19 protein-coding genes are annotated in these 21,135 nt (G+C 64.6%); 7 read left to right on the forward strand and 12 right to left on the reverse strand.

Annotated elements, in window-relative coordinates; all coding sequences use genetic code 11:
* Positions 1–28 precede the first annotated feature (28 nt).
* The 8 genes from SPH52_RS11130 to SPH52_RS11165 form a co-directional block, all read right to left on the reverse strand.
* Positions 29–1,018 carry a septal ring lytic transglycosylase RlpA family protein gene (locus tag SPH52_RS11130; RefSeq protein WP_411795094.1) on the reverse strand — a complete coding sequence of 330 codons (990 nt, stop codon included), beginning with the start codon at positions 1,016–1,018 and terminating at the stop codon, positions 29–31.
* Positions 1,015–2,079 (reverse strand): lytic murein transglycosylase B, encoded by a 1,065-nt coding sequence (gene mltB, locus SPH52_RS11135; protein WP_411795095.1) that lies wholly within the window; start codon positions 2,077–2,079, stop codon positions 1,015–1,017. Before mltB ends, SPH52_RS11130 begins: the two co-directional genes overlap by 4 nt.
* 50 nt (positions 2,080–2,129) lie before the next feature.
* On the reverse strand, positions 2,130–3,290 hold the full coding sequence (rodA, locus tag SPH52_RS11140) for a rod shape-determining protein RodA (protein WP_411795096.1): 1,161 nt from the start codon (positions 3,288–3,290) through the stop codon (positions 2,130–2,132).
* A 3-nt stretch (positions 3,291–3,293) separates the two neighbouring features.
* Positions 3,294–5,201, reverse strand: coding sequence for a penicillin-binding protein 2 (gene mrdA, locus SPH52_RS11145; protein WP_411795097.1), 1,908 nt, complete (start codon positions 5,199–5,201; stop codon positions 3,294–3,296).
* Between the two features lie 42 nt (positions 5,202–5,243).
* Positions 5,244–5,711, reverse strand: a complete 468-nt coding sequence (rlmH, locus tag SPH52_RS11150) for a 23S rRNA (pseudouridine(1915)-N(3))-methyltransferase RlmH (protein ID WP_411795098.1) — start codon at positions 5,709–5,711, stop codon at positions 5,244–5,246.
* The gene (rsfS, locus tag SPH52_RS11155; protein ID WP_411795099.1) at positions 5,708–6,070 is read right to left on the reverse strand and encodes a ribosome silencing factor; all 363 of its coding nucleotides are present in this window, start codon (positions 6,068–6,070) and stop codon (positions 5,708–5,710) included. Before rsfS ends, rlmH begins: the two co-directional genes overlap by 4 nt.
* A gap of 65 nt (positions 6,071–6,135) precedes the next feature.
* Positions 6,136–6,765, reverse strand: coding sequence for a nicotinate-nucleotide adenylyltransferase (gene nadD, locus SPH52_RS11160; protein ID WP_411795336.1), 630 nt, complete (start codon positions 6,763–6,765; stop codon positions 6,136–6,138).
* Between the two features lie 68 nt (positions 6,766–6,833).
* On the reverse strand, positions 6,834–8,135 hold the full coding sequence (locus SPH52_RS11165) for a glutamate-5-semialdehyde dehydrogenase (RefSeq protein WP_411795100.1): 1,302 nt from the start codon (positions 8,133–8,135) through the stop codon (positions 6,834–6,836).
* Positions 8,136–8,225: 90 nt separating this feature from the next.
* On the opposite strand from SPH52_RS11165, the gene SPH52_RS11170 reads away from it, so the two are divergent.
* From SPH52_RS11170 to SPH52_RS11180, 3 genes are read left to right on the forward strand one after another with little or no spacing between them, the layout of a single operon-like run.
* The gene (locus SPH52_RS11170) at positions 8,226–9,095 is read left to right on the forward strand and encodes a hypothetical protein (protein WP_411795101.1); all 870 of its coding nucleotides are present in this window, start codon (positions 8,226–8,228) and stop codon (positions 9,093–9,095) included.
* A complete protein-coding gene (locus tag SPH52_RS11175; protein WP_411795102.1) occupies positions 9,088–10,020 on the forward strand; it encodes a diguanylate cyclase domain-containing protein in 933 nt (310 codons plus the stop codon). The genes SPH52_RS11170 and SPH52_RS11175 overlap by 8 nt, the downstream gene beginning before the upstream one ends.
* A 44-nt stretch (positions 10,021–10,064) precedes the next feature.
* Positions 10,065–11,465, forward strand: a complete 1,401-nt coding sequence (locus SPH52_RS11180; protein ID WP_411795103.1) for a bifunctional DedA family/phosphatase PAP2 family protein — start codon at positions 10,065–10,067, stop codon at positions 11,463–11,465.
* A gap of 20 nt (positions 11,466–11,485) precedes the next feature.
* Here SPH52_RS11180 and SPH52_RS11185 read toward each other — a convergent pair whose 3' ends face one another.
* The 3 genes from SPH52_RS11185 to mpl all read right to left on the reverse strand — a co-directional run bounded on the left by SPH52_RS11185 (position 11,486) and on the right by mpl (position 14,179).
* On the reverse strand, positions 11,486–12,109 hold the full coding sequence (locus tag SPH52_RS11185; protein WP_411795104.1) for a LysE family translocator: 624 nt from the start codon (positions 12,107–12,109) through the stop codon (positions 11,486–11,488).
* A 77-nt stretch (positions 12,110–12,186) separates the two neighbouring features.
* The gene (locus SPH52_RS11190) at positions 12,187–12,807 is read right to left on the reverse strand and encodes a flavin prenyltransferase UbiX (protein WP_411795105.1); all 621 of its coding nucleotides are present in this window, start codon (positions 12,805–12,807) and stop codon (positions 12,187–12,189) included.
* Positions 12,800–14,179 (reverse strand): UDP-N-acetylmuramate:L-alanyl-gamma-D-glutamyl-meso-diaminopimelate ligase, encoded by a 1,380-nt coding sequence (gene mpl, locus SPH52_RS11195; RefSeq protein WP_411795106.1) that lies wholly within the window; start codon positions 14,177–14,179, stop codon positions 12,800–12,802. Before mpl ends, SPH52_RS11190 begins: the two co-directional genes overlap by 8 nt.
* Positions 14,180–14,515: 336 nt before the next feature.
* Here mpl and SPH52_RS11200 point away from each other — a divergent pair, with 336 nt between their 5' ends.
* Entirely contained in the window at positions 14,516–15,775 is a 1,260-nt protein-coding gene (locus tag SPH52_RS11200; RefSeq protein ID WP_411795107.1) for a 6-phosphofructokinase, read from the forward strand.
* Positions 15,776–15,864: 89 nt separating this feature from the next.
* Here SPH52_RS11200 and SPH52_RS11205 read toward each other — a convergent pair whose 3' ends face one another.
* The gene (locus SPH52_RS11205) at positions 15,865–17,610 is read right to left on the reverse strand and encodes a protein kinase domain-containing protein (protein ID WP_411795337.1); all 1,746 of its coding nucleotides are present in this window, start codon (positions 17,608–17,610) and stop codon (positions 15,865–15,867) included.
* A gap of 219 nt (positions 17,611–17,829) precedes the next feature.
* On the opposite strand from SPH52_RS11205, the gene ppa reads away from it, so the two are divergent.
* The 3 genes from ppa (at position 17,830) to accB (ending at position 21,115) form a co-directional block, all read left to right on the forward strand.
* On the forward strand, positions 17,830–18,360 hold the full coding sequence (ppa, locus tag SPH52_RS11210; protein ID WP_411795108.1) for an inorganic diphosphatase: 531 nt from the start codon (positions 17,830–17,832) through the stop codon (positions 18,358–18,360).
* A 248-nt stretch (positions 18,361–18,608) separates the two neighbouring features.
* The gene (gene dsbD, locus SPH52_RS11215) at positions 18,609–20,441 is read left to right on the forward strand and encodes a protein-disulfide reductase DsbD (protein ID WP_411795338.1); all 1,833 of its coding nucleotides are present in this window, start codon (positions 18,609–18,611) and stop codon (positions 20,439–20,441) included.
* Between the two features lie 209 nt (positions 20,442–20,650).
* Positions 20,651–21,115 (forward strand): acetyl-CoA carboxylase biotin carboxyl carrier protein, encoded by a 465-nt coding sequence (accB, locus tag SPH52_RS11220; protein ID WP_411795109.1) that lies wholly within the window; start codon positions 20,651–20,653, stop codon positions 21,113–21,115.
* Positions 21,116–21,135 lie beyond the last annotated feature (20 nt).

The raw sequence follows: 21,135 nt of genomic DNA on the forward strand, positions 1-21,135 counted from the left end.
AGAAGGGTCAAGGGAATAAGCGCACCGATTAATCGGCGCCGTTGACGATAAAGGCTTGGTCGAAACCGGCACGTCTCAGTTCAGCACGGGCAGGCTCGACTTGTCCGGCATGCGCCAGGGGGCCAACCTGGACCCGGTACATGCCGGTGGCATCCGAGACGCGCACGGGGTGGGAAAGCTCGCGCTCGAGGCGAACCTTGAGCGCCCGAGCGTTGTCGGCCGACCCCAGCGCGGCGATCTGCAGATAGATCGGCGTCCCGTCGCTTTCACGCTGGCCATTGCTTTGCGCAGCACCGGTAGCAGGTGCTGCGGAGCGCGCCGGTGAGCTATCGGCCTGACGCGCCGCAGCGGCTTGCGCCGAGGAACCCGCCCCCGGTTGGACAGCGGCCGAAGTCGTCCGGTTCGCTCCGTTGCCGCCATTTTCTGCCAGCCATACCACAGGATCGATCGCTTCGACCTTCACCCTACCCGTGCCGCGGTCAAGAATGTCGAGCCGTGCGGCGGCCGCATAGGAGAGATCGATCTCACGATCATTGTGAAAGGGGCCGCGATCATTGACGCGCACGATCACCGAGCGACCATTGTCCAGGCTGGTGACACGAGCATAGGTGGGCAGCGGCAAGGAACGATGTGCCGCGCTCATCTTGTACATGTCGTAGATCTCGCCATTGGATGTGGCATATCCGTGGAATTTCTCGCCGTACCAGGAGGCGGTGCCCTGGCGCGCGTAGCCGCGGGCATCCGGCAGCACCTGGTAGGTCTTCCCCCATACCTCATAAACGGGGCGGTTGCCGCCCCGCGAGGGTGACTCCACGCGGGGCACGGCATCGGGAATCTGACTGACGTCGGGCGGGTTCTCGGGGTAGGCATCACCGCTCATGGCGTAGCGCCCACCGCTCGTCGACGCCGCGGCCGGAGCCTTCGAAGCGCCGTCCCGCTGTGCCGGCGCACTCGATCCGTTACCGGCACAGCCTGCCATCAGCGTCGATATGGCCAGAACCATCCACAGCACTTTCACAGAGAATCCTCCTGCTCGGCAGCCACGGAGGCAGATAGCGGGAAAGGCTCCAGCTCGCGCGAGTCCGCTATCGCTTCGGCCAGCTCGGTCACGGCCATGGCATAGAGATGGCTATGGTTGTAGCGGGTAATGACGTAGAAATTCTCGTACCCCAGACGATAGCGCCAGGCCGTATCGTCCATCTCCAGGGCCAGCGGGATGACCTTGGTCGACGCATCGAGTTCTTCCTGGGGCACGATCCCGGCCTGCCCCAGCTCTGTCAGTTCGAGATAGGGCCGCTGGGTACGGTTGAAGTCGATCGCTCCGGGCGGGGTGTCAGGACCATCGGCCTCGGTATAGATGGGTTCACCGCGGCGCCAGCCATGTTCGGTGAAATAGTTGCCCACGCTGCCAATGGCATCGACCGGGTTGGTCCACAGGTCACGCTGCCCATCGCCGTCGAAGTCCACCGCATAGGCACGGTAGCTGGTGGGAATGAACTGGGGATAGCCCATGGCTCCGGCATAGGACCCCTTGAGACTGCCGGGCTCTACCTCCTGTTCATGGGTGATCTCGAGAAAGGCAGCCAATTCACCGCGAAAGAAATTACCGCGCACCGGATGGTGGAAAGCCAGGGTGGCAAGGGAATCGATGACGCGATGACGTCCAGTAAAGCGACCGTAGCTGGTTTCGACCCCGATGATGGCGGCAATGATTTCCGGCGGCACGCCGTACTCGGCCTGAGCACGGGCGAAGGCGTCCTCGTGAGCCTCGATGAAGGCGACACCGCTGGCAATACGCTCCGGCTGAAGGAATATCTCGCGGTATTCGTCCCAGCGCAGCCGGCGCTCTACCGCTCCCTCCATGGCATCGAGCACACTCTGCTGGAAAGCGGCATCATGCAGGGCTGTTTCCAGCCAATCGCGCTCGATGCCTCGCTCGGCAAGCTCATCGACCAGTTGCCTGACTTCTTCGCGCTCAGCAGGCGAAAAATCCGCAGCATGCAGCGTCGGCGTCAGCAACCAAAGGGCCGCTGCCGCCGCAGCCCCGCCGATCCTTCCCCACGTTTTCAACGGCGTCATGCTCACTCCCTGACTGCGGCCAACATCGCTCGGCCCCGCCCGCCAGCCGACTAGCGCGGCAGCAATCGACGGTGCCCATGAATGGACATGAGAATACCGAATCCCGCCAACAAGGTCACGCTGGAGGTCCCACCGTAGCTGACCAGCGGGAGGGGCACACCGACCACCGGGAGAATCCCGCTGACCATGCCCACGTTGACGAAGACGTAAATGAAGAAGGTGAGGATGATGCTGCCCCCCAGCAGCCGCCCAAAGGTATCGTGCGATGCGGCGGCAAGCCACAGCCCGCGCACCACGATCAAGAGATAGAGCAGCAATACGAGCAGCATGCCCACCAGGCCGAACTCTTCACCGAGTACCGCCACGATGAAGTCGGTGTGCCGCTCGGGCAGGAATTCGAGCTGCGACTGGGTTCCCTCCAGCCAGCCCTTGCCCCACAGGCCGCCACTGCCGATGGCCGTGGTCGACTGGATGATGTTCCAGCCGGCACCCAGCGGGTCGCTTTCAGGGTTGAGAAAGGTGAGCACACGCTGGCGCTGATAGTTGTGCAGATTCATCCACAGCAGTGGCAGTGCCGAAGCGGCAACGACCGAAAGAAAGACGATGAAGCGCCAGGAAAGACCTGCCAACAGCACGACGAAGACCCCGGCACACCCTACCAGCAGCGAGGTGCCCAGGTCCGGCTGCTTGGCGATCAGCATGACGGGCAAACCGAGCAGCGCAGCGCATACCAGCAGGTCCCTCCAGCGCGGTGGTAACTGGCGCCGGCTTAGCCACGCAGCCAGCATCAGCGGCATGGCCAGCTTCATCAGCTCGGAAGGCTGGAATCGAACCACGCCGGGGATGACCAGCCAACGTTGTGCCCCCATGCCAACGTCGCCGACGAGCTCCACCGCCACCAGCATCAGCAGGCCAACCCCATAGACCAGCGGCGCCCAGCGCAGCAGAGTAGCGGGAGGAAGCTGGGCCAGCACCACCATCACCACGGCTGCCACCAGGAATCTCGTGCCCTGCGCCAGAACGACCTCGAGCCGCTGCCCGCTGGCGCTGTAGAGCACTCCGAGCCCCGCCACCAGCAGCACCAGCAGCAACAGCAGCAACCAGGGATCGAGATGCGTTCGCTCCCAGAGGCTCTTGCGGCGTGAAATGCCGCTTTCCGGCGCCCGTACTGGCCGGGCCCGCAGCCCTTTGGTCAGCCCTATCAATGCCATCGCTCAGTTCCCTGCCACGGTACTGTTGTCGCTCTCCATCGCCTCGAGTATTTCGTCCGCATCGGGCGCATCCTCTTCCAGCAGCCAGGCATCGGTCATGGCCCGTGCCAGATGCGCCGCATGGGTACTCCCGCCGCCGGCATTCTCCACAATCACGGCAACCGCGATCTGAGGATCCTCCAACGGAGCGAAGGCCATGAACAGCGCATGGTCGCGCAGCCTCTCGGCCAGCTCTTCGGCGTTGTATTTCTGGTCCTGTCCCAGCGAGAAGACCTGGGCGGTACCGGACTTTCCGCCCATGCGATATTCGAGCCCCACGCCAGTACGCCTGGCCGTACCTTCGTTGCCGGTGAGAACCTTCTCCATGCCGGAGAAGACCCGGTCCCACCAACCCTCATTGCTGATGACGATATCGTCGGGCGTGTCCGGCAGCCGCGTTGGCACCGGGTCGTCACCGATTCGGCTCGCCAGGCGTGGCCTGACCCATTTTCCTCGATTGGCAAGCACGGCCGTAGCCGTTGCCAGTTGCAGCGGGGTGACCTGCCAATAGCCCTGACCGATACCCACCGAAAGCGTTTCACCGGGATACCAGGGCTGATTGAAGCGAGCCCGCTTCCAGTCCCGCGAGGGCATCAATGCCCCGCTCTCGCCGAACACGTCATGGCCGACACGCTGACCGAAACCGAAGGCACTCATCTGTCCGTGCAGACGGTCGATCCCCATCTCGTGGGCGAGGGAATAGTAGTAGGTGTTATTGGAGACGGCGATGGAACGCTCCATGTCGACCCGACCATGTCCCCAGCGCAGCCAGTTGCGATAACGCCGGCTGTCGTTGGGCAGCTGATAGAAGCCAGGATCGTTGATCGTTCGGTCAGGGGTGATCACCCCTTCGACCAGGCCGGCCAGGGCGAGAAATGGCTTGATCGTGGAACCCGGCGGATACTGGCCGCGAATCGCTCGATTGAACAGCGGCAGGTCGATATCCTCTTGCAGCGCACGATAGGAAGCGAAGTCGATGCCGGTCACGAACTGATTGCTGTCGAATCCGGGCGCCGACACCATGGCCAGGATTTCACCGGTCTTGGGCGCGATAGCGACGATGGAACCGCGCCTTCCGTCGAGCAATTCATAGGCCAGGTGCTGCAGTTCCCTGTCGATGGTCAAGGTCAGGTTCTGGCCGGGTACCGGATCGGTGCGTCCAAGCTCGCGCAGCACCCGCCCCCGTGCGTTGGTCTCGACCTGGCGCAGGCCGGCCTCGCCGTGCAGCACGTCTTCATAGAAACGCTCGACGCCGGTCTTGCCGATGAAATGGGTGCCGGCGTAGCGGCCCGGATCGAGTGTCTTGACCTCCTCGGCGTTGATGCGCCCCACATAACCCAGCGCATGAGCCATGATCCGAGCATCGGGGTAATAGCGCAGTAACTGGGCCTCGACCTCGACCCCGGGCAGGCGATGACGGTTGACCGCCAGCCGCGCGATCTGCACCTCGTCGAGATCGCTCATCAGCAGCGCCGGCTGGAACGGCCGCTGGGGCTGGCGCGCGCGAACACGAAAACCTTCGGCCTCTTCCGGAGTCAGCTCGAGCAGTTCCTCGAGCCGGTCCAGGGTAGCATCGAGGTTATCGACTCGTTCACGGGTCAGGGTCAGGTTGTAGGTGGGCCGATTCTCGGCCAGCAGCACGCCATTACGATCGTATATCAACCCACGGGTGGGCGGCAGCGGTTCCACCCGCACGCGATTCTTCTCGGAGCGAGTGCTGTAGACCTCATGTTGAACCACCTGCAGATACACCAGCCTCCCCGCCAGCAGCCCGGTCAAGAGCAGGATCGTCAGCACCGCCAGAAACACACGCACACGAAAGATGCGCAGTTCCTGCTCGGGGTTCTTCAAGGTGTCGCGGCGATCTCGCATGCCGGAAAGGGTCTCGACTCAAGGTTGTCGTAAAGCCGCCATTCAGCGGTGATAAGGGTGCCCTACCATCAGGGTCCAGGCGCGATAGAGCTGTTCGGCCAGTAACACTCTGACCAGCGGGTGTGGCAGGGTCAGCGGTGACAGCGACCAGCGCCGATCGGCCGCGGCCGAGAGCTCTGGGGCCAACCCCTCCGGCCCACCGACCAGCAGCACCACGTCGCGCCCCTCGAGGCGCCAGGCTTCGGCCTCACGGGCCAGGCGTTCGGTACTCCAGGCCTTGCCATCGACCTCGAGTGCGACGGTGAATTCATCGCCCCGCAGCCGCTCGCGAATACGCTTGGCCTCGAGCGCCACGGCCTTGGCCGTATCGGCATTCTTGCCACGCTGGCCGGGAACGATCTCCTCGATCTCCAGCGCGAAGTCGCGGGGTAGACGCTTGCGGTACTCCTCGACACCTTCATTGACCCAGCCCGGCATGCGCGTTCCAACCGCCAGCAGGCGGATCCTCATGCGCCGCCGTGCTCCTGCTGTTGCTCCGAATCGCTCGGCAGATCGGCCCACAGCCGTTCCAGGTCGTAAAGCTGGCGGGTCTCGGGGAGCATGACATGGACGACGATATCGCCCAGGTCCACCAAGACCCAATCGGACCCGGCCTGCCCTTCCACGCCCAGCGGCTGAAGGCCCTTGGCCTTGGCCTGCTGGACCACGTGATCGGCAAGCGCGGCAACGTGACGCGTGGAGGTGCCGCTGGCCACGACCATCAGGTCGGTCACGCTGGTCAGCCGGGATACGTCCAGTAGTGCGACATCTTTGGCCTTGAGATCATCCAATGCCTCTACTACCAGAGTCTTGAGCGAATCGTTCTGCATAGCCCCTCATCAACGGGAAGTCTTGGTCGCGCCATTGTACCGCCTTGGGCAGCCGCTGGCAGCGCTCAACGACAGTGATAAAGCAAGTTGGCGAGAATCCTCGCCTCAACGGCTTCAGGTAGTAGAAAGCGGACACTGCGATCCGCCGCCAGGCGCTGGCGAATCTCGGTTGCCGATATCGCCATCCGCGTGGGTAGCGCAAGGCGCAGCAGGCTGCCCGCCGGGCGCTGCATCAAGGCACGAGGGTTATCGACCTCACGCCCCTCGATCAGTTCAGCCAGGGCTGCAGGCAATGGGGCTTCAAAGTCGGGGCGATCGATCACCACCAGGTGAGCCAACTCGAACAGGCGCTGCGGCAAGTGCCAGTCGGCCAGGCGCAGGAAGGCATCATGGCCCAGCGCCATGACCAGCCTGGCCTGACTGCCGTATTCGCTGCGCAGGCTGGCAAGAGTGTCGGCACTGTACGAGGGTCCATCGCGCTCGAGTTCGCGCGGGTCGGCGATGAGCCCGGGCGTGTCGCCAATGCCCAGCCGCAACAGCGCCAGACGCTCTTCGGGCGTGACCTGAGGCGTGCCGCGCAGAGGCGGTACCTTGGCCGGCACCATGTGAATCCGGTCCAGCTCCAGGACCTCGAGCAATTCCACGGCGCTGCGCAGGTGCCCCAGATGAACGGGGTCGAAGGTGCCGCCCAGCATGGCCACCCGCGGCGGCAGCAACGGTGCGACGGCATGCCGCTCCGGCAGCGCACTGGTCTGATGCGAGGTCACCGGCGAACCTGGCCGTCGCCCAACACCACGTACTTGCGAGTCGTCAGGCCCTCGAGCCCCACCGGCCCCCGGGCGTGCAGCTTGTCGGTGGAGATGCCGATTTCGGCGCCCAGGCCGTACTCGAAGCCATCGGCGAAGCGGGTCGAGGCATTGACGATCACCGAGCTGGAATCGACCTCGGCCATGAAGCGACGTGCCAGCCCGTAGTCGTCGGTGACGATGGCATCGGTGTGGTGGGAGCCGTAGCGCTCGATGTGCTCGATGGCATCGTCGATGCCATCGACCACCCGCACCGCCAGTATCGGGGCCAGATATTCGGCATGCCAATCGTCCTCGTTCGCGATGGCGATGTCGGCGAGAATGGCCCGGGCACGTTCGCAGCCGCGCAGCTCGACGCCGTGCTCGGCATAGGCCTCGGCCAGTTGCGGCAGCAGCCCTGCGGCAACGGGCGCATCGATGAGCAACGTTTCCATGGTGTTGCAGGTACCGTAGCGCTGCGTCTTGGCATTGACGGCTATTGCCAATGCCTTCTCGGGGTCCGCCGTGGCATCGATATAGACATGGCATACTCCATCCAGGTGCTTGATCACCGGTACTCGTGCTTCGCGCGAGACACGCTCGATCAGGGACTTGCCACCGCGGGGAATGATCACATCAACGTACTCCGGCATGGCGATCAGCTGCCCCACTGCGGCACGGTCAGTGGTAGCCACCACCTGCACGGCATTCTCCGGCAGCCCGGCCACACGCAGCCCCTCGCGGATGCAGGCGGCAATTGCGGCGTTGGAGTCGCGCGCCTCGGAGCCTCCACGCAGAATGCTCGCATTGCCCGACTTCAGGCACAGGCTGGCAGCCTCCATGGTCACATTGGGCCGCGACTCGTAGATGATGCCGATCACACCGAGCGGCACTCGCATCTGGCCCACCTGAATACCGCTGGGACGGAACCGCAGCCCTTCGATCTCACCGACGGGATCTGGCAGTGCCGCCACCTGCTGCAGGCCCTCAACCATGGCGTCGAGCCGGCTGTCGTCCAGTGCCAGACGATCCAGCAGAGCTGATTCCAGGCCATTGTCACGACCGCGTGCCAGATCGGCGGCGTTGGCTGCCAACACTTCACTGCGGCGGCGCTGGAGCTCTTCGGCCATTGCCAGCAGGGCGCGGTTCTTGTCGCCGGTGACGGCACGCCGCATATGAGTGGCAGCGGCTCGTGCCGCCTGGCCGAGGCGGTTCATGTAGGCAACCACATCACCCACCGCAGCATCGGTGCGTTCGGTTTGAGAGGCGTGAGCGGACATGCTGAATGAAGTTCTCCTGGGCAGAGCGCCACATGGCGCTACGGGCGTTATACTGGCGCGATACCTTTTCGAACTCCATAGTAAGGCACCATGCAGAGCAAGTACAAAGTCGGGCTGATGCGCCTGAACCTGTGGGCCGCAGCGCTACTGCTGATCCTGCTGGCTTACCTCTCGGAGCGGCTTTCCAGCGCCCTGTTGCTGGTCCTGGCCAGCGTCTGGCTGATGGTAACGGCCAGCCTGCTCGAGATGAGCCATCGCCGCCCCGCCACCGTGCCCTGGCAGTTGCTGCCCAGCCTGCTGCTGGCCGGCCTGCTCATCGCCGATCCGGAGCGCCACGCGCTGTGGCTGTGGGTCTGGCCCGCCCTGCTGATGCTGCCTCAGCCCGGCTGGGTACTGACCCTCACCTGTGGCCTGGCGACGCTGACCTGGTGGATGCTGGCGGACCTGCTGGGGATCGAGCAGACGCTGTTCTCCGGGCTGGTGCTGCTGCCACTGATGTTGCTCGGCCTGGCACGCAATCGCCATCTGCTGCCGACGCGCGCTGCCGCGCGCCAGCGCATGCGTCTGGTACCGGGGCTTCCGCTGTGGAGCGGGGAGCAGCTTGCCACCGACCTGCGCCGGGAGCGCGCCCGCTGCCGCCGCGAAGGCGTGCACGCCGAGCTGATGCTGCTGCGCACGTCGCGGCGTCAGCTCTGGCCACTGGCCCAGGATCTGTGCCGCCTGACCCACGAGTTCGAGAACTGCTATCGCCTCGATCACCGCACCCTGGCCACGCTGCTGCTCAGCCGAAACAGCAAGCAAGCCAGTGAACGGCGCCATACGCTACTCAAAGGACTGCGGCCCAACGCCAAGGTTCGCTTCGCCTCGCTGAACGATCTCGGTACGCTCGAGGAGGCGGTCCAACGTTTCGAACGTCAGCGCGAGGATTTGCTGGTCGAGCCGGAGAGCGCCAATGGCTGACGACAATCGCAACCACACGACGCGTATCATCGTTGCCTACGCCATCTCCATTTTCTTGCTAGGCGGCTATGCGATCTGGCGCTATCTGATGGGCGACTACAATCGTATCCTGCTGCCGGCATCTCTCGCCCTGGTCATGCTGGTGGCCTGCCTCATGTGCATCGCGCGCGCCAGCCAGGCGCGGCTGTCGGCCTACCTGGCGCTGATCGTCGGCTACACGATGTTGGTCCTGGAGCTGCCCTGGCTCGACGAGTCGGGCATCATGTGGCTCGGATTCGCCCCCCTGCTCACGGTATTGCTGCTGCCGCTCGCCTCCGCAATGCTGCTCAATCTGCTGCTGGCCCCTGTCTGGCTCCTGCTCCACGACTCTCAGTTGGACGCGCATCTGGCATTGAGCTATGTCGCAATGGCACTGGTGGCCGCCCTGGTGCCGTGGGAGCAACGCCGCCAGCAGGCACTGCTGGACGCCACCAACCCGCGCGATCCCCAGTGTAACGCCTTGGCGCGCGAATCCTTGCACGAGCTGTTGGCTAGCGAGTATCAGCGCACCCAGTTTCTCGGCCAACCCTTTGCCGTGCTGACGCTCCATCTGCCCCAGTTGGAAATGGCCAGCGAGCAGTTCGGCAACCGCGCACGCCAATCCCTGCTCGACGCGCTATGCCTGGCCGTCAACCGCTGCTCACGACGCCATGATTTTCTCGGCCGGCAGAGCGCCTCCACCTTCTGGCTGGTGTTGCCCGACACCAGTCAGAGCGGTGCACAGATGGTGCAGCAGCGCATCGAGCAGGCGCTGGAAACCACGGTTTTGGTGGATACCGGCCCACTGCGAGCGACCATCGCCCATTGCCAGCGCCTCCCAGGCGAGAGCTGGCCGCGCTTCGAACAGCGTCTGCTGACCATGGCGCGACACCTCAGCGACAGCTGAAAAAGGCCGCTGAGAACCGGAGTTGGGAAACAAGGAGTTGATGTTTGAGCCTGACCGAGACCCTGCTGCAACTTGCTCCACCCCCCGAGATGCTGCTCCTGATCGTGGGCGCTATCGCCCTGCTCGAGTCGCTGGCCCTGGTGGGTCTGCTGCTACCCGGCGTGGTCCTGATCACGGCGGTGGCCTCGTTGGCGGGCCATCAGGACATGGCCGTGACCTCCTTGCTGATGGCGGCATTCATCGGTGCAGTCCTGGGCGACGGCATCAGCTTTGCCCTGGGCTACACCCAGCGTGAGCGGGTCACGCGGCTGTGGCCCTTGTCGCGTCATCCGGAGTGGTTGGCACGCGGCGCCCGCTTCTTCCAGCGCTACGGCAGCCTGTCGGTGTTTTTCGGTCGCTTTGTCGGTCCGGTGCGCCCCGTGATTCCGCTTATCGCCGGCATGCTGCACATGTCGCCGCGGGCCTTCCTCTGGGCCAACCTTGCGTCGGCGGCACTCTGGGCCCCGGCCTACGTCTTGCCGGGATACTTGCTGGGGCAGACCTGGCAGCAGCTGCTGACGTTTCCCGCCGGGCTTGAGCAGTTGCTGATCGCAGTGAGCATTGCGCTGGTGGTCCTGGTGGTGGCCTTTTCGTGGCTGCGCTATCAGGTAAGCCGATCCGGTCGCGTGTATCGCCTGTTGGCGCAAACCGCGAGACGCTATCCGCTGATGCGCCGCGCGTGGCTGAAGCGAAGCTGGCGCCGCGGAGAAGTGCCGCTGGCCAGCTGGCTGCTGTTGATTTTTTCACTGGGCGGGCTTTCGGGGCTGACCATCGCCATCATTCGCCAGCGCGGCCCTTTCCCCATCGACTTGCAGATCCAGGCCCTGTTCGACAACCTGGTCGTGCCGGCCCTGCCCGAGGCGAGCCTGCTCCTGGCCCGCATCGGGGACATGTATGGCATCCTGGCGCTGGTAATTCCGTGGGGACTGTGGCTGCTGGCCAGGCGACACATGAGCGCCTTTGCCCATATTGCCGCTGGATTGGGCGGTATCGCCCTGCTCAATACCCTGGGCAAGGCGCTGATCGGCCGGCCACGCCCGGACACGCCGGACTACCTCACCGGTTCGCTGGCCTATCCCAGCGCCCATGCCTCCTCCGCCGTCGTGTTGTATGGCCTGGCCGCGGCCTTCGTCGCCCAGGAACTTCCTCATCAGCGACGCTTCTGGGCCTACTGGCTGGCCATTGCCCTGACCCTGCCCATGGCGCTGTCGCGCCTGGTCATTGGCGTGCACTGGTTTACCGATCTGCTTGGTGGTGGACTGCTGGGGCTGGTGGTCTGCGCGCTGGTGCGCCTGGCCTGGCAACGCAAGCCACGCGCTTCACTCGCGCCCTGTCCCTGGCTGGCCCTGACCGTCGCCTCGCTGATCCTGCTCGCCACACGGGTGACTTTACTTCCCCCGGTGTAGCGGCAGCGGCTTGGTTCGGTTCAACCAAACGCCAGCCATAACCCGACACCGACCATCAGCGTGCCGGCAATGCGGTTGAGCAGCCTCACGTTGCCGCTCTCGCCGAGTACGCGGCGCAAGCCGCGCCCACCGGCGGCATACAGCAGCAGGCTCAGGAACTCGATGGTCAGGATCACCGCGATCAGCACGCTCAACTGCCCCGCCAGCGGGCGCGCGGCATCGAGGAAAGGCGGCAACAGGGCAACGAAGAAAGCCCAGCCCTTGGGGTTGGCGACTGCCGTGACAAAACCCTGCAGCACCAATTGGCCACGCGAGGCCGGCGCCAGCTCGATGTTCTCGAGCGGAATGGCCATGCGCCCGCGGGAGCGCCACATCATGACCCCCAGGTAGCCGAGATAGGCGCCACCGACCCACTTGAACAATGCGAAGAGCTCGGGCTGGCGCAGCATCAACGCGGCCACGCCGGCACCTGCGGCAGTCGCCACCAGACCGACACCGACGAGCTCGCCCGCCATCATCCACAGGGTGCGCTTCACCCCCTGGGTCATGCCCAGCACCATCGACAGGGTCATGCACATGCCCGGCGTCAGCGAGACGAACAGAAAGGTCGGCACGAAGACCGACAGCAGCGATAGCTTGATCATTGAGGCGTTGCGTCCTTGTGCACTCAGGCTGGCAGATGTGGGTGACGCATTGATGACGCTGGCGGATGCATGCGCCTTCACTCTCCCCAGCGCGGTATCAGCCGGTGCTCGATGCCGAGCTGGTTGAGGATGCGCGCCACGATAAAGTCGACGAGGTCATCCACCGTCGCGGGCCGATGGTAGAAGCCCGGAGCCGCCGGCAGGATCACAACCCCCATGCGGCTCAGGCTCAACATGTGTTCGAGATGAACCGTCGACAACGGCGTCTCACGCGGCACCAGAATCAGCGTACGCCGCTCCTTGAGCGCCACGTCGGCGGCGCGCTCGATCAAGTTATTGCTGGCTCCCGTCGCCACTGCCGACAGGGTGCCGGTGGAGCAAGGGCAGATCACCATGGCGGAGGGCGCACCCGAGCCAGACGCCACCGGCGCCATCCAGTCCTCTCGCCCGAAGCAGCGGACCTGCCCCGTCGCCGCCCCGTAGCGTTCGGTGAACGCCTGGGCCAGCCGCTCGGGGCGCGCCGGCAAGCTGGCATCGGTTTCGGTTTCGATGACGAGGTGAGCGGCCTTGGAAACCATCACCCACACCTCGTGTTGCGCCGCTATCAGCGCCTCGATCAGACGCAGGCCGTACTGGGCACCGGAAGCCCCGGTGATGGCCACCGTGACAGGGGGGTGCAAAGGGGTCTGCTCAGCCATGAGCCACCTCGAGCGCCGCCAGCAGCTTCTCGTGGATACCGCCGAAGCCGCCGTTGGACATCACCACGATACGATCGAGCGGGCGCGCCTCGGCCACCAGCGCCGCGACCAGGGTGTCGATGTCTTCCTCGAGTCGTGACGGCACCGGGCTGGCAGCCAGCACCGGGCCAAGCGTCCAATCGAGGCCCGGCGGCTGATACCAGAAGGCAATGTCGGCCGCAGCGACGCTGGTCGCCAGGCGCTCGCGCAGGGTGCCCAGACGCATGGTATTGGAGCGCGGCTCGATCACCGCCAGCAGACGTCCGCGCGGCGTGGCGGCACGCAGCCCCTCGAGGGTGGCAGCGAAAGCCGTGGGGTGGTGCGCAAAATCGTCGATGACCTGAATGCCCGCCACCTCACCACGCACCTCCTGGCGACGGCGTGGCGTCTCGAAGCGCGAGAGTGCCGCACAGCCTCGCGCAAGATCGACACCGCAGGCATGCGCTGCCGCCAATGCCGCCAAGGCATTGTGCGCATTGTGAGTACCGGTCAGCGACCAGTCGACGACAGCGTCCTCGTTCACTTCGCCCTGCTGGTGTATCACCCGAAAGCGCGAAGCATCGTCACGCTCCAGCACCAGTTGCCATGGGCTCGAGGCATCGGTGCCAAAGCGCTCGACCGGCGTCCAGCAGCCCATTTCCAGCACCCGGTCGAGAGCCGGTTCGCCGTCGGCCACCAGCAGCAGGCCGCGCCCCGGCACGGTACGCACAAGATGGTGGAACTGCCGTTCGATAGCGGCCAGATCGGCAAAGATATCGGCATGATCGAACTCGAGATTGCCAAGGATCGCGATATCGGGACGGTAATGTACGAACTTCGAGCGCTTGTCGAAGAAGGCGGTGTCGTATTCGTCGGCCTCGACCACGAAGGGGGCGTCGGAAGCACCAAGCCGCGCCGACACGCCGAAGTTGCGCGGAACGCCGCCGATCAGGAAGCCCGGCTCGAGCCCGGCCGACTCCAGCAGCCAGGCTGCGAGGCTCGCCGTGGTTGTCTTGCCATGGGTGCCGGCGACGGCAATGACTTGCCGGCCCGGCAACACGTGGCCGGCCAGCCACTGCGGGCCGGAAGTATAAGGAATGCCCAGATCGAGCAGCGCTTCCACTTCTGGATTGCCGCGCGACAGCGCATTGCCGACCACCACGAGGTCCGGACGCGGCGACAGGTTGGCCTCGCCATAGCCTTCATACAGGCCGATGCCGGCCTCTTCGAGCTGGGTACTCATCGGCGGGTAGACACCCGAATCCGAACCAGTGACGGTATGCCCCAGATCGCGCGCCAGCAGGGCCAGGCTCCCCATGAAGGTGCCGCAGATACCGAGAATATGGAGGTGCATGGAGTTCCGACCTTTATCACCAGGTAGAGCTGGCGGGCAGTGCCCGCCTGAAAGGAACCGGCAGACTAGCACGGCCTGGCAGCACCCCTCCAGCGGCGTGCAGGTTCGGCGCCTTTCGTCTAAAATGTCTCGCCTTGTCGTGAAGCACGAAACGGACACTTCCCCGATAGGGAAACGCTGCACAAGTCGACGAGCGAGACGAAGCGCAAGGCGCACGGAGCACAGAAACCGGAGCATATGGGGTATATGTGAGGATTTCGAGCACCGCGCAACGCAGCGATTCCCTCGCGCAGGCATTTGGGCAGTGTTTCCAAAGACCAGGAGCACGCAAGCCCCATGGCCCAGCATAACGCCTTTTATGCCCAATCTGGCGGTGTCACCGCCGTGATCAACGCCAGCGCCTGCGGTGTGATCGAAGCCTGCCGCCAACACTCCGATCGCATCGGCAAGGTCTATGCCGGACACAACGGTATCATCGGTGCCCTGACCGAGGACCTCATCGATGTGAGCCAGGAGTCGGACGAGGCGATCGCCGCCCTGCGCCACACGCCCGGTGGCGCCTTTGGCTCCTGTCGCTACAAGCTCAAGGATATCGAGAGCCATCGCGCCCAGTACGAGCGCTTGATCGAGGTCTTCAAGGCCCACGACATCCGCTACTTCTTCTATAACGGCGGTGGCGACAGTGCCGACACCTGCCTCAAGGTCTCGCAGCTCTCCGAGAAGATGGGCTATCCGCTGACCGCGATCCACGTACCCAAGACCGTGGACAACGATCTTCCGATCACCGACAACTCGCCGGGCTTCGGCAGCGTGGCCAAGTACATCGCCACCTCCACCCTGGAAGCGTCGCTGGACATCGCCTCCATGTGCGCCACCTCGACCAAGGTCTTCGTGCTCGAGGTGATGGGCCGCCACGCCGGCTGGATCGCCGCGGCCGGCGCACTGGCCGGCGAGGGCGAGGGTCAGCCGCCCCACCTGGTGATATTCCCCGAGGTACCCTTCGAGCGCAGCAAGGTCATGGCCCGCGTCGAGGAGTGCGTGGTGAAGTACGGTTACTGCGTGATCGTGGTGTCAGAGGGAGCCCGCTACGAAGACGGTACCTTTCTGGCCGACTCGGGCAATACCGACGCCTTCGGCCACCGCCAGTTGGGCGGCGTGGCACCGACGCTGGCCGGCATGGTCAAGCAGGATCTCGGCTACAAGTACCACTGGGCAGTGGCTGACTACCTGCAGCGGGCAGCACGCCACCTGGCCTCACGCACCGACGTGGAACAGGCCTATGCCGTGGGCCAGCAGGCGGTGGAACTGGCCATCGCCGGCAAGAATGCCATGATGCCGGCGATCAAGCGGGTCAGCGACGATCCCTACGAGTGGCGCATCGAGCCCGCCCCCCTGGCCGAGGTGGCCAATCGCGAGAAGTTCATGCCGCGCGAATACATCCGCGATGACGGTTTCGGCATCACCCAGGCCTGTCGCCGCTATCTGTCTCCGCTGATCCAGGGTGAAGATTACCCGCCGTTCGAGAACGGGCTGCCCAAGGTGGCGAATCTCAAGCTGGCCAAGGTCGAGCGCAAGCTGCCCGAATTCAAGCTCTGAGCCGTAGCCAAACTTGCAACGGAGCCCTCGCCATGGCGAGGGCTTCGTCGTTTCGGGCACCACTCATCGCGATCGCTGGTCGCCACCGCTCACCGCAGCAACCACGAGAGCACCAGCAGCAGCAGCAGCAGCCCTGCCACCCCCTGCCAGAAGTTGGCCGGCTCACGCAGGAAGCGGCGCGGGTCGCGACGTGTCGGCCTGCTCCGACCATCCTGATGCCGCAGCGCATAGAGCAACTCGGACATGCGGCGGAAGCGCAGGGAACGCTGGGGATCCAGGGCACGGCGCAAGGTATCGTCGAGCTGGGGAGTGATCTCGGGATTGAACAGCCTGGCGCTGCGGTAGCTCAGTTGCTCGAGGTCGGTATGGCTGCGCAACCGATCCGGACTCAGCTCATAGGGCAGCTCCCCGGTCAGCAGCCAGTAGATCGTCGAGGCCAGCGAAAACTGGTCGCTGCGCCGCCCAACGCTGTCGTCCAACGCATACTCCGGCGCACTGTGCTCGGACAAGCCGGTCTGGCGGGCAAGCTCGCGTGAGCGCCGGTGGCCGTCCAGGTCGCGCATGTGGCAGGCACTGAAGTCGGTCAAGACCACCTGGCCATGGTGGTCGATCAAGATATTGTCGGGATGGATACGCTGGTGCAGCACCTCGCGATGATGCAGCGCCTGGACCGCCTTGCCCAGCTGCACCGCGATATCCAGGCGCTGGGCCAGGCTGGCCTGGGGATGACGCAGCGCCCACTCGGTCAGCGTCGTGCCCTCCACGTAGGCCATCAGGTAATACAGATAGCGCCGGGGCCGCGAGGACTCCATGACCCGGGCCACGAACGGCGACTTGACTCGCTCCACCACCCACTGCTGGAGCAGGAAATGTTCCAGGTAGGCATTGCGATTGGAGAGCTCGGGGCTCGGCGCCTTCATTACCATTTCACGCTCGGTGCGACTGTCACGAACCCGGTAGAGACGTGACTGGGCGGTGCGCGACAGCACCTCCTGTACCTCCAGGCCGTCGATCCGCTCTCCCGGCGAGAGTTCGGGAGGAATCGGCAGGTCGCCGTAGATGCGACTGGGGTGATCCTGCTCCTCTTCGGGCAACTGGTCGATACGCACCAGTTGGAAGCAGAACTGGTCGGCGCCGTAGCCGCGCTCCTGGGCCCGCTCCCGCGCCGCGGCTGCCAGCCGCTCGCAGGCCGCATCGAGATCGCTGGCACCCTCGCGGATCGAGCGTACGTAATCGGATGGCATCAAGGTGCCGCGCACCGCCTGAGTGGTGAACAGGAAAATATCGCCCTGCTTCAGGGGCAGCTGTATGTAATCGATGTCGATGCTGCCATCCAGACCCAAGGCGCGAGATGGGTAGCGATAGCCGCCCAGATCGGTTATGTGGTCGCGGGTGAGCTGCTCGAACTCGGCACCGCGCAAGCGGAAGACCAGAGTATCGCCCATGTGGAACAGGTGGGCGTCACGCCCGCGATAGACCATGGCAGACAGTGAAGCGACGTAACTGCCACCTTCGACGAAGGTGCTCTGGCTGTAGCACCAGCCGTTGAGCGCCCGCAGTACACGGGTGGCCGAGGTCTTGACGTCCCAGTGGTCCGGCGTGGAGAAATAATCGGCCAGAAATCCCCGCACGCTGAGGTCGCCGGCCTGCTTGGCGATGGCATTGCGCGAGCTGGTATCGCTGATTACCGCGCAGGCGCCCTTGGCAGCAGACTGGGCGGCCTGGCTGGGAATGCGTACCGACATGGAGCTGCGATGGTGCCGCCGGTCCGGCGCCACGAAGGCCTGACCGACGCTCAACGCGAGCCGATTGGCCGGCAAGACGCGCTCCTTCATGATATCGCCACTGATCACCGCTCGCTCCGCATGGCTGGCCGAACCGCCCGACGTCGGCCATCATACACGGTTGTAGCCGACTCAACCTGTCAACCAAAGCCCAAGTCGGCAGCGGTGGCCCTACCCTCACCTATGTCGCATTGGTAATCCCCAGGCCTGGTCCGTATAATTCTGCCCATTTTGTGGTATCTCCACTTTTCGCCAACGAAGGAAGCGACGATGAACTTCGACCACATCCCTGCCGGCAAGGATCTTCCCAACGACGTCTACGTCGCGATCGAGATTCCTGCCAACCACGCTCCGATCAAGTACGAGATCGACAAGGAGATGGGCGCTCTTCTGGTTGACCGCTTCATGGCCACGCCGATGTTCTATCCGGCAAACTACGGCTTCATCCCCCACACCCTGGCCGACGACGGCGACCCGCTCGATGCCCTGGTGGTCACGCCCTACCCGGTCCAGGCAGGCAGCATCATCCGCGCTCGCCCGGTCGGCATCCTCAACATGACCGACGAAGCCGGCGAGGACGCCAAGCTGGTCTGCGTGCCCCACGCCAAGCTGACCACGCTTTATGACGACGTCCAGGAAGTCACCGACCTGCCCGAGCTGCTGCGCCAGCAGATCGCCCACTTCTTCGAGAACTACAAGGATCTCGAGAAGGGCAAATGGGTGAAGGTGGAGTCCTGGGAAGGCGCCGACGCTGCCCGCAAGGCCATCGAGAAATCCCTGGCCGCCTACGAAAAGGCGTGAGCCTGGCAAGACCTGTCGAGACGGGTCGCCCCTCGGGGCGGCCCGTTCACGTTTCTGTGACACCAAGCCCCTGCGACACCAAGGCGCACTTGTAAGGTTATAACGCTGCCATCGACTGAGTTATTCTGGAACTCGGCAGCTGCGCTTCGGGTCAACCCGAACGAGCACCGCGACCGTTCATGAGCGTCGACCATCGACCGCTTACGTTTGCCAGAGGGATCCCCGCGTTGACTAGCCGTCATCTCGCCATGCGCCTGATCTGCTGCCTGCTGCTGTGGTTGCCACTGGCCGTCCAGGCCCAGTGGTTCTCCTCCTCTTCCAGCGGCCAGGGTAATTTCCTGCCGGTCATGGAGGCGTTCCAGCCCAGCGCCTGGCACGACGGCGAGACCCTCTACATCGGCTTCGAAAATGCCGAAGGCTACTATCTCTATCGTCACCAGCTCGGCGTCGAGAGCCGTGACGATGCGCTCCAGGTCGGCGAACCCACCATTCCGGCCGGCGAGTTCAAGAGTGACGAGTTTCTCGGCGACGTCTACGTCTTCTACGACCGAGTGGTTTTCGAGGCGCCGCTTCAGGGTGCCGCGGAAGGGCCGCTGGACATCACGGTCAGCTTCCAGGGCTGTGCCGATGCCGGGCTCTGCTACCCTCCCGAACGGGTCGAGCTGCAGGCTCCCGCCAGCGCCATGCCGGCAGCCTTCGCCAGCTGGCGGGACGGCGGCGACAGCAATGGCATTCGCGCAGGCAGTGCCGAAGCGGCACCACCCGGCCTGCAGAGCCAGGACGGCCGCTTCAGCAGCCTGATCGGTGAAGCCAGCCTGCCGCTGGCCCTGGGCCTGTTCTTCCTCGCAGGACTGGGGCTGACCTTTACCCCTTGCGTACTGCCAATGGTGCCGATCCTCTCCTCCATCATCGTCGGCCAGAATCCAACCCGGCTGCGAGCCTTCGCCCTCTCCGCCAGCTATGTCGGCGGCATGTCGCTTACCTACGCCCTGGTCGGCGTGCTGATGGGGCTGTTCGGCGCCGGGCTCAATCTGCAGGCGCACTTGCAATCCGCGCCCGTGCTGGCCACCTTTGCGCTGCTCTTCGTACTCTTCGCTCTGGCGATGTTCGGTGCCTTCAATCTGCGCCTGACGCCGCGCCTGGCAGGGCGCGTCGATGCCTGGCAGGCCCGTGCCCAGCGCAGCGGGCCGCTGGGTCTTGCCGGCGCCGGTGCCCTGTCGGTCTTGGTGGTTTCACCCTGTGTATCGGCACCGCTGGCCGGCGCCCTGGTCTTCATCTCTTCTACCGGCGATGCCCTGATGGGTGGCGCCGCCCTGCTGGCCCTGGGCCTGGGCATGGGGGTGCCGCTGCTGCTGGTCGGCACTTTCGGCGCCACCGCCCTGCCGCGCAGCGGTGCCTGGATGAACGGCGTCAAGATCGCCTTCGGCATCCTGCTGCTCGGCGTGGCGATATGGCTGGTGGAGCGCCTGCTCCCACCCGCCGTCAGTCTGTTGCTGTGGGCCGCGCTGGCAATCGGCAGCGCGCTGGCATTGGGCGCCCTGTCGCTCAATCTGGCCCAGGGCTGGGCTCGGGCACGCCAAGCCATTGGCCTGCTGCTGCTGGCCTGGGGTATCGCCCTGGTGTTCGGCGCCGCCATGGGGGGTAGTGACCCGCTGCGCCCCCTGGCATCGTTTACCACCGGGCAGGGCAGCATCGAAAGCGTCGAGATCACCACCGTGGAGGATCTCGAGGCGCTGCGCAATGCACTGCGCAATCGCTCAGATCAGGGTCAGCCCGCCTTCGTGCACTTCACCGCCGACTGGTGCATCTCGTGCAAGCAGATGGAACGCCAGGTGTATCCCGCCCCCCAGGTCGCCGAACCGCTGTCGCAGTTCGCCCGCATCAATGTCGACGTGACGCGCAGTGACGCCGCCACCCGCGAACTGCTCGACTACTTCGGCCTGTTCGGCCCGCCGAGCCTGCTATTCTTCAGCGGGGAAGACGAGATCCGCGAAGCCCGTATCCAAGGCGAAGTCAGGGCTGGGGAACTCGCCGGCCACCTGCAGGATCTGCTCGACTGGCTGGAGAGGCAGCGCAGCTGATTCGTCACTGCTGCCAGCAGCAATCTGGCAGTCGAACACCGTTCCCTACCGGCTGGACATCCCCGGCGATTTTAGGCACACTCCGCCAACAACGCTTATCAAGGCCGATAGCGTCGGCAATGTTCGTCATCTTGTCGCGATCTATCGTAAGTTGGCTAGGGTTGACAGCGCCCTTGCCGACCGCCATCCACCACCGGTCGAGACTCAATATGGATATCCGTAAGGTCAAGAAACTGATCGAGCTGCTGGAAGAATCCAACATCAGCGAAATCGAGATTCAGGAAGGCGAAGAATCGGTGCGTATCAGCCGCCACCCCAACGGTGTCAGTTGGCCCCAGCCCCCCATGCCCCAGTACGCGGCCCCGCAGGCGGCACCCAGTCAGGCCGCGCCGGCTCCCGCCGCCGGGGCTGCCGAGGAAGCCCCGGCAACTGCCTACCAGGGCCATGCCCTGACCTCACCGATGGTCGGCACCTTCTATCGTAGCCCGGCTCCGGGATCGAAGGCGTTCGTGGAAGTGGGACAGAGCGTCAAGAAAGGCGAGACCGTGTGTATCGTCGAAGCCATGAAGATGATGAACCAGATCGAAGCCGATCGTGACGGCGTGGTCGAGGCGATCCTGGTCGAGGACGGCGAGCCGGTCGAATTCGACCAGCCGATGCTCATCATTTCCTGATCTTTCACCGACACTGGCGG

The organism is Halomonas sp. A29, assembly GCF_046723295.1.
Classification (GTDB): domain Bacteria; phylum Pseudomonadota; class Gammaproteobacteria; order Pseudomonadales; family Halomonadaceae; genus Halomonas.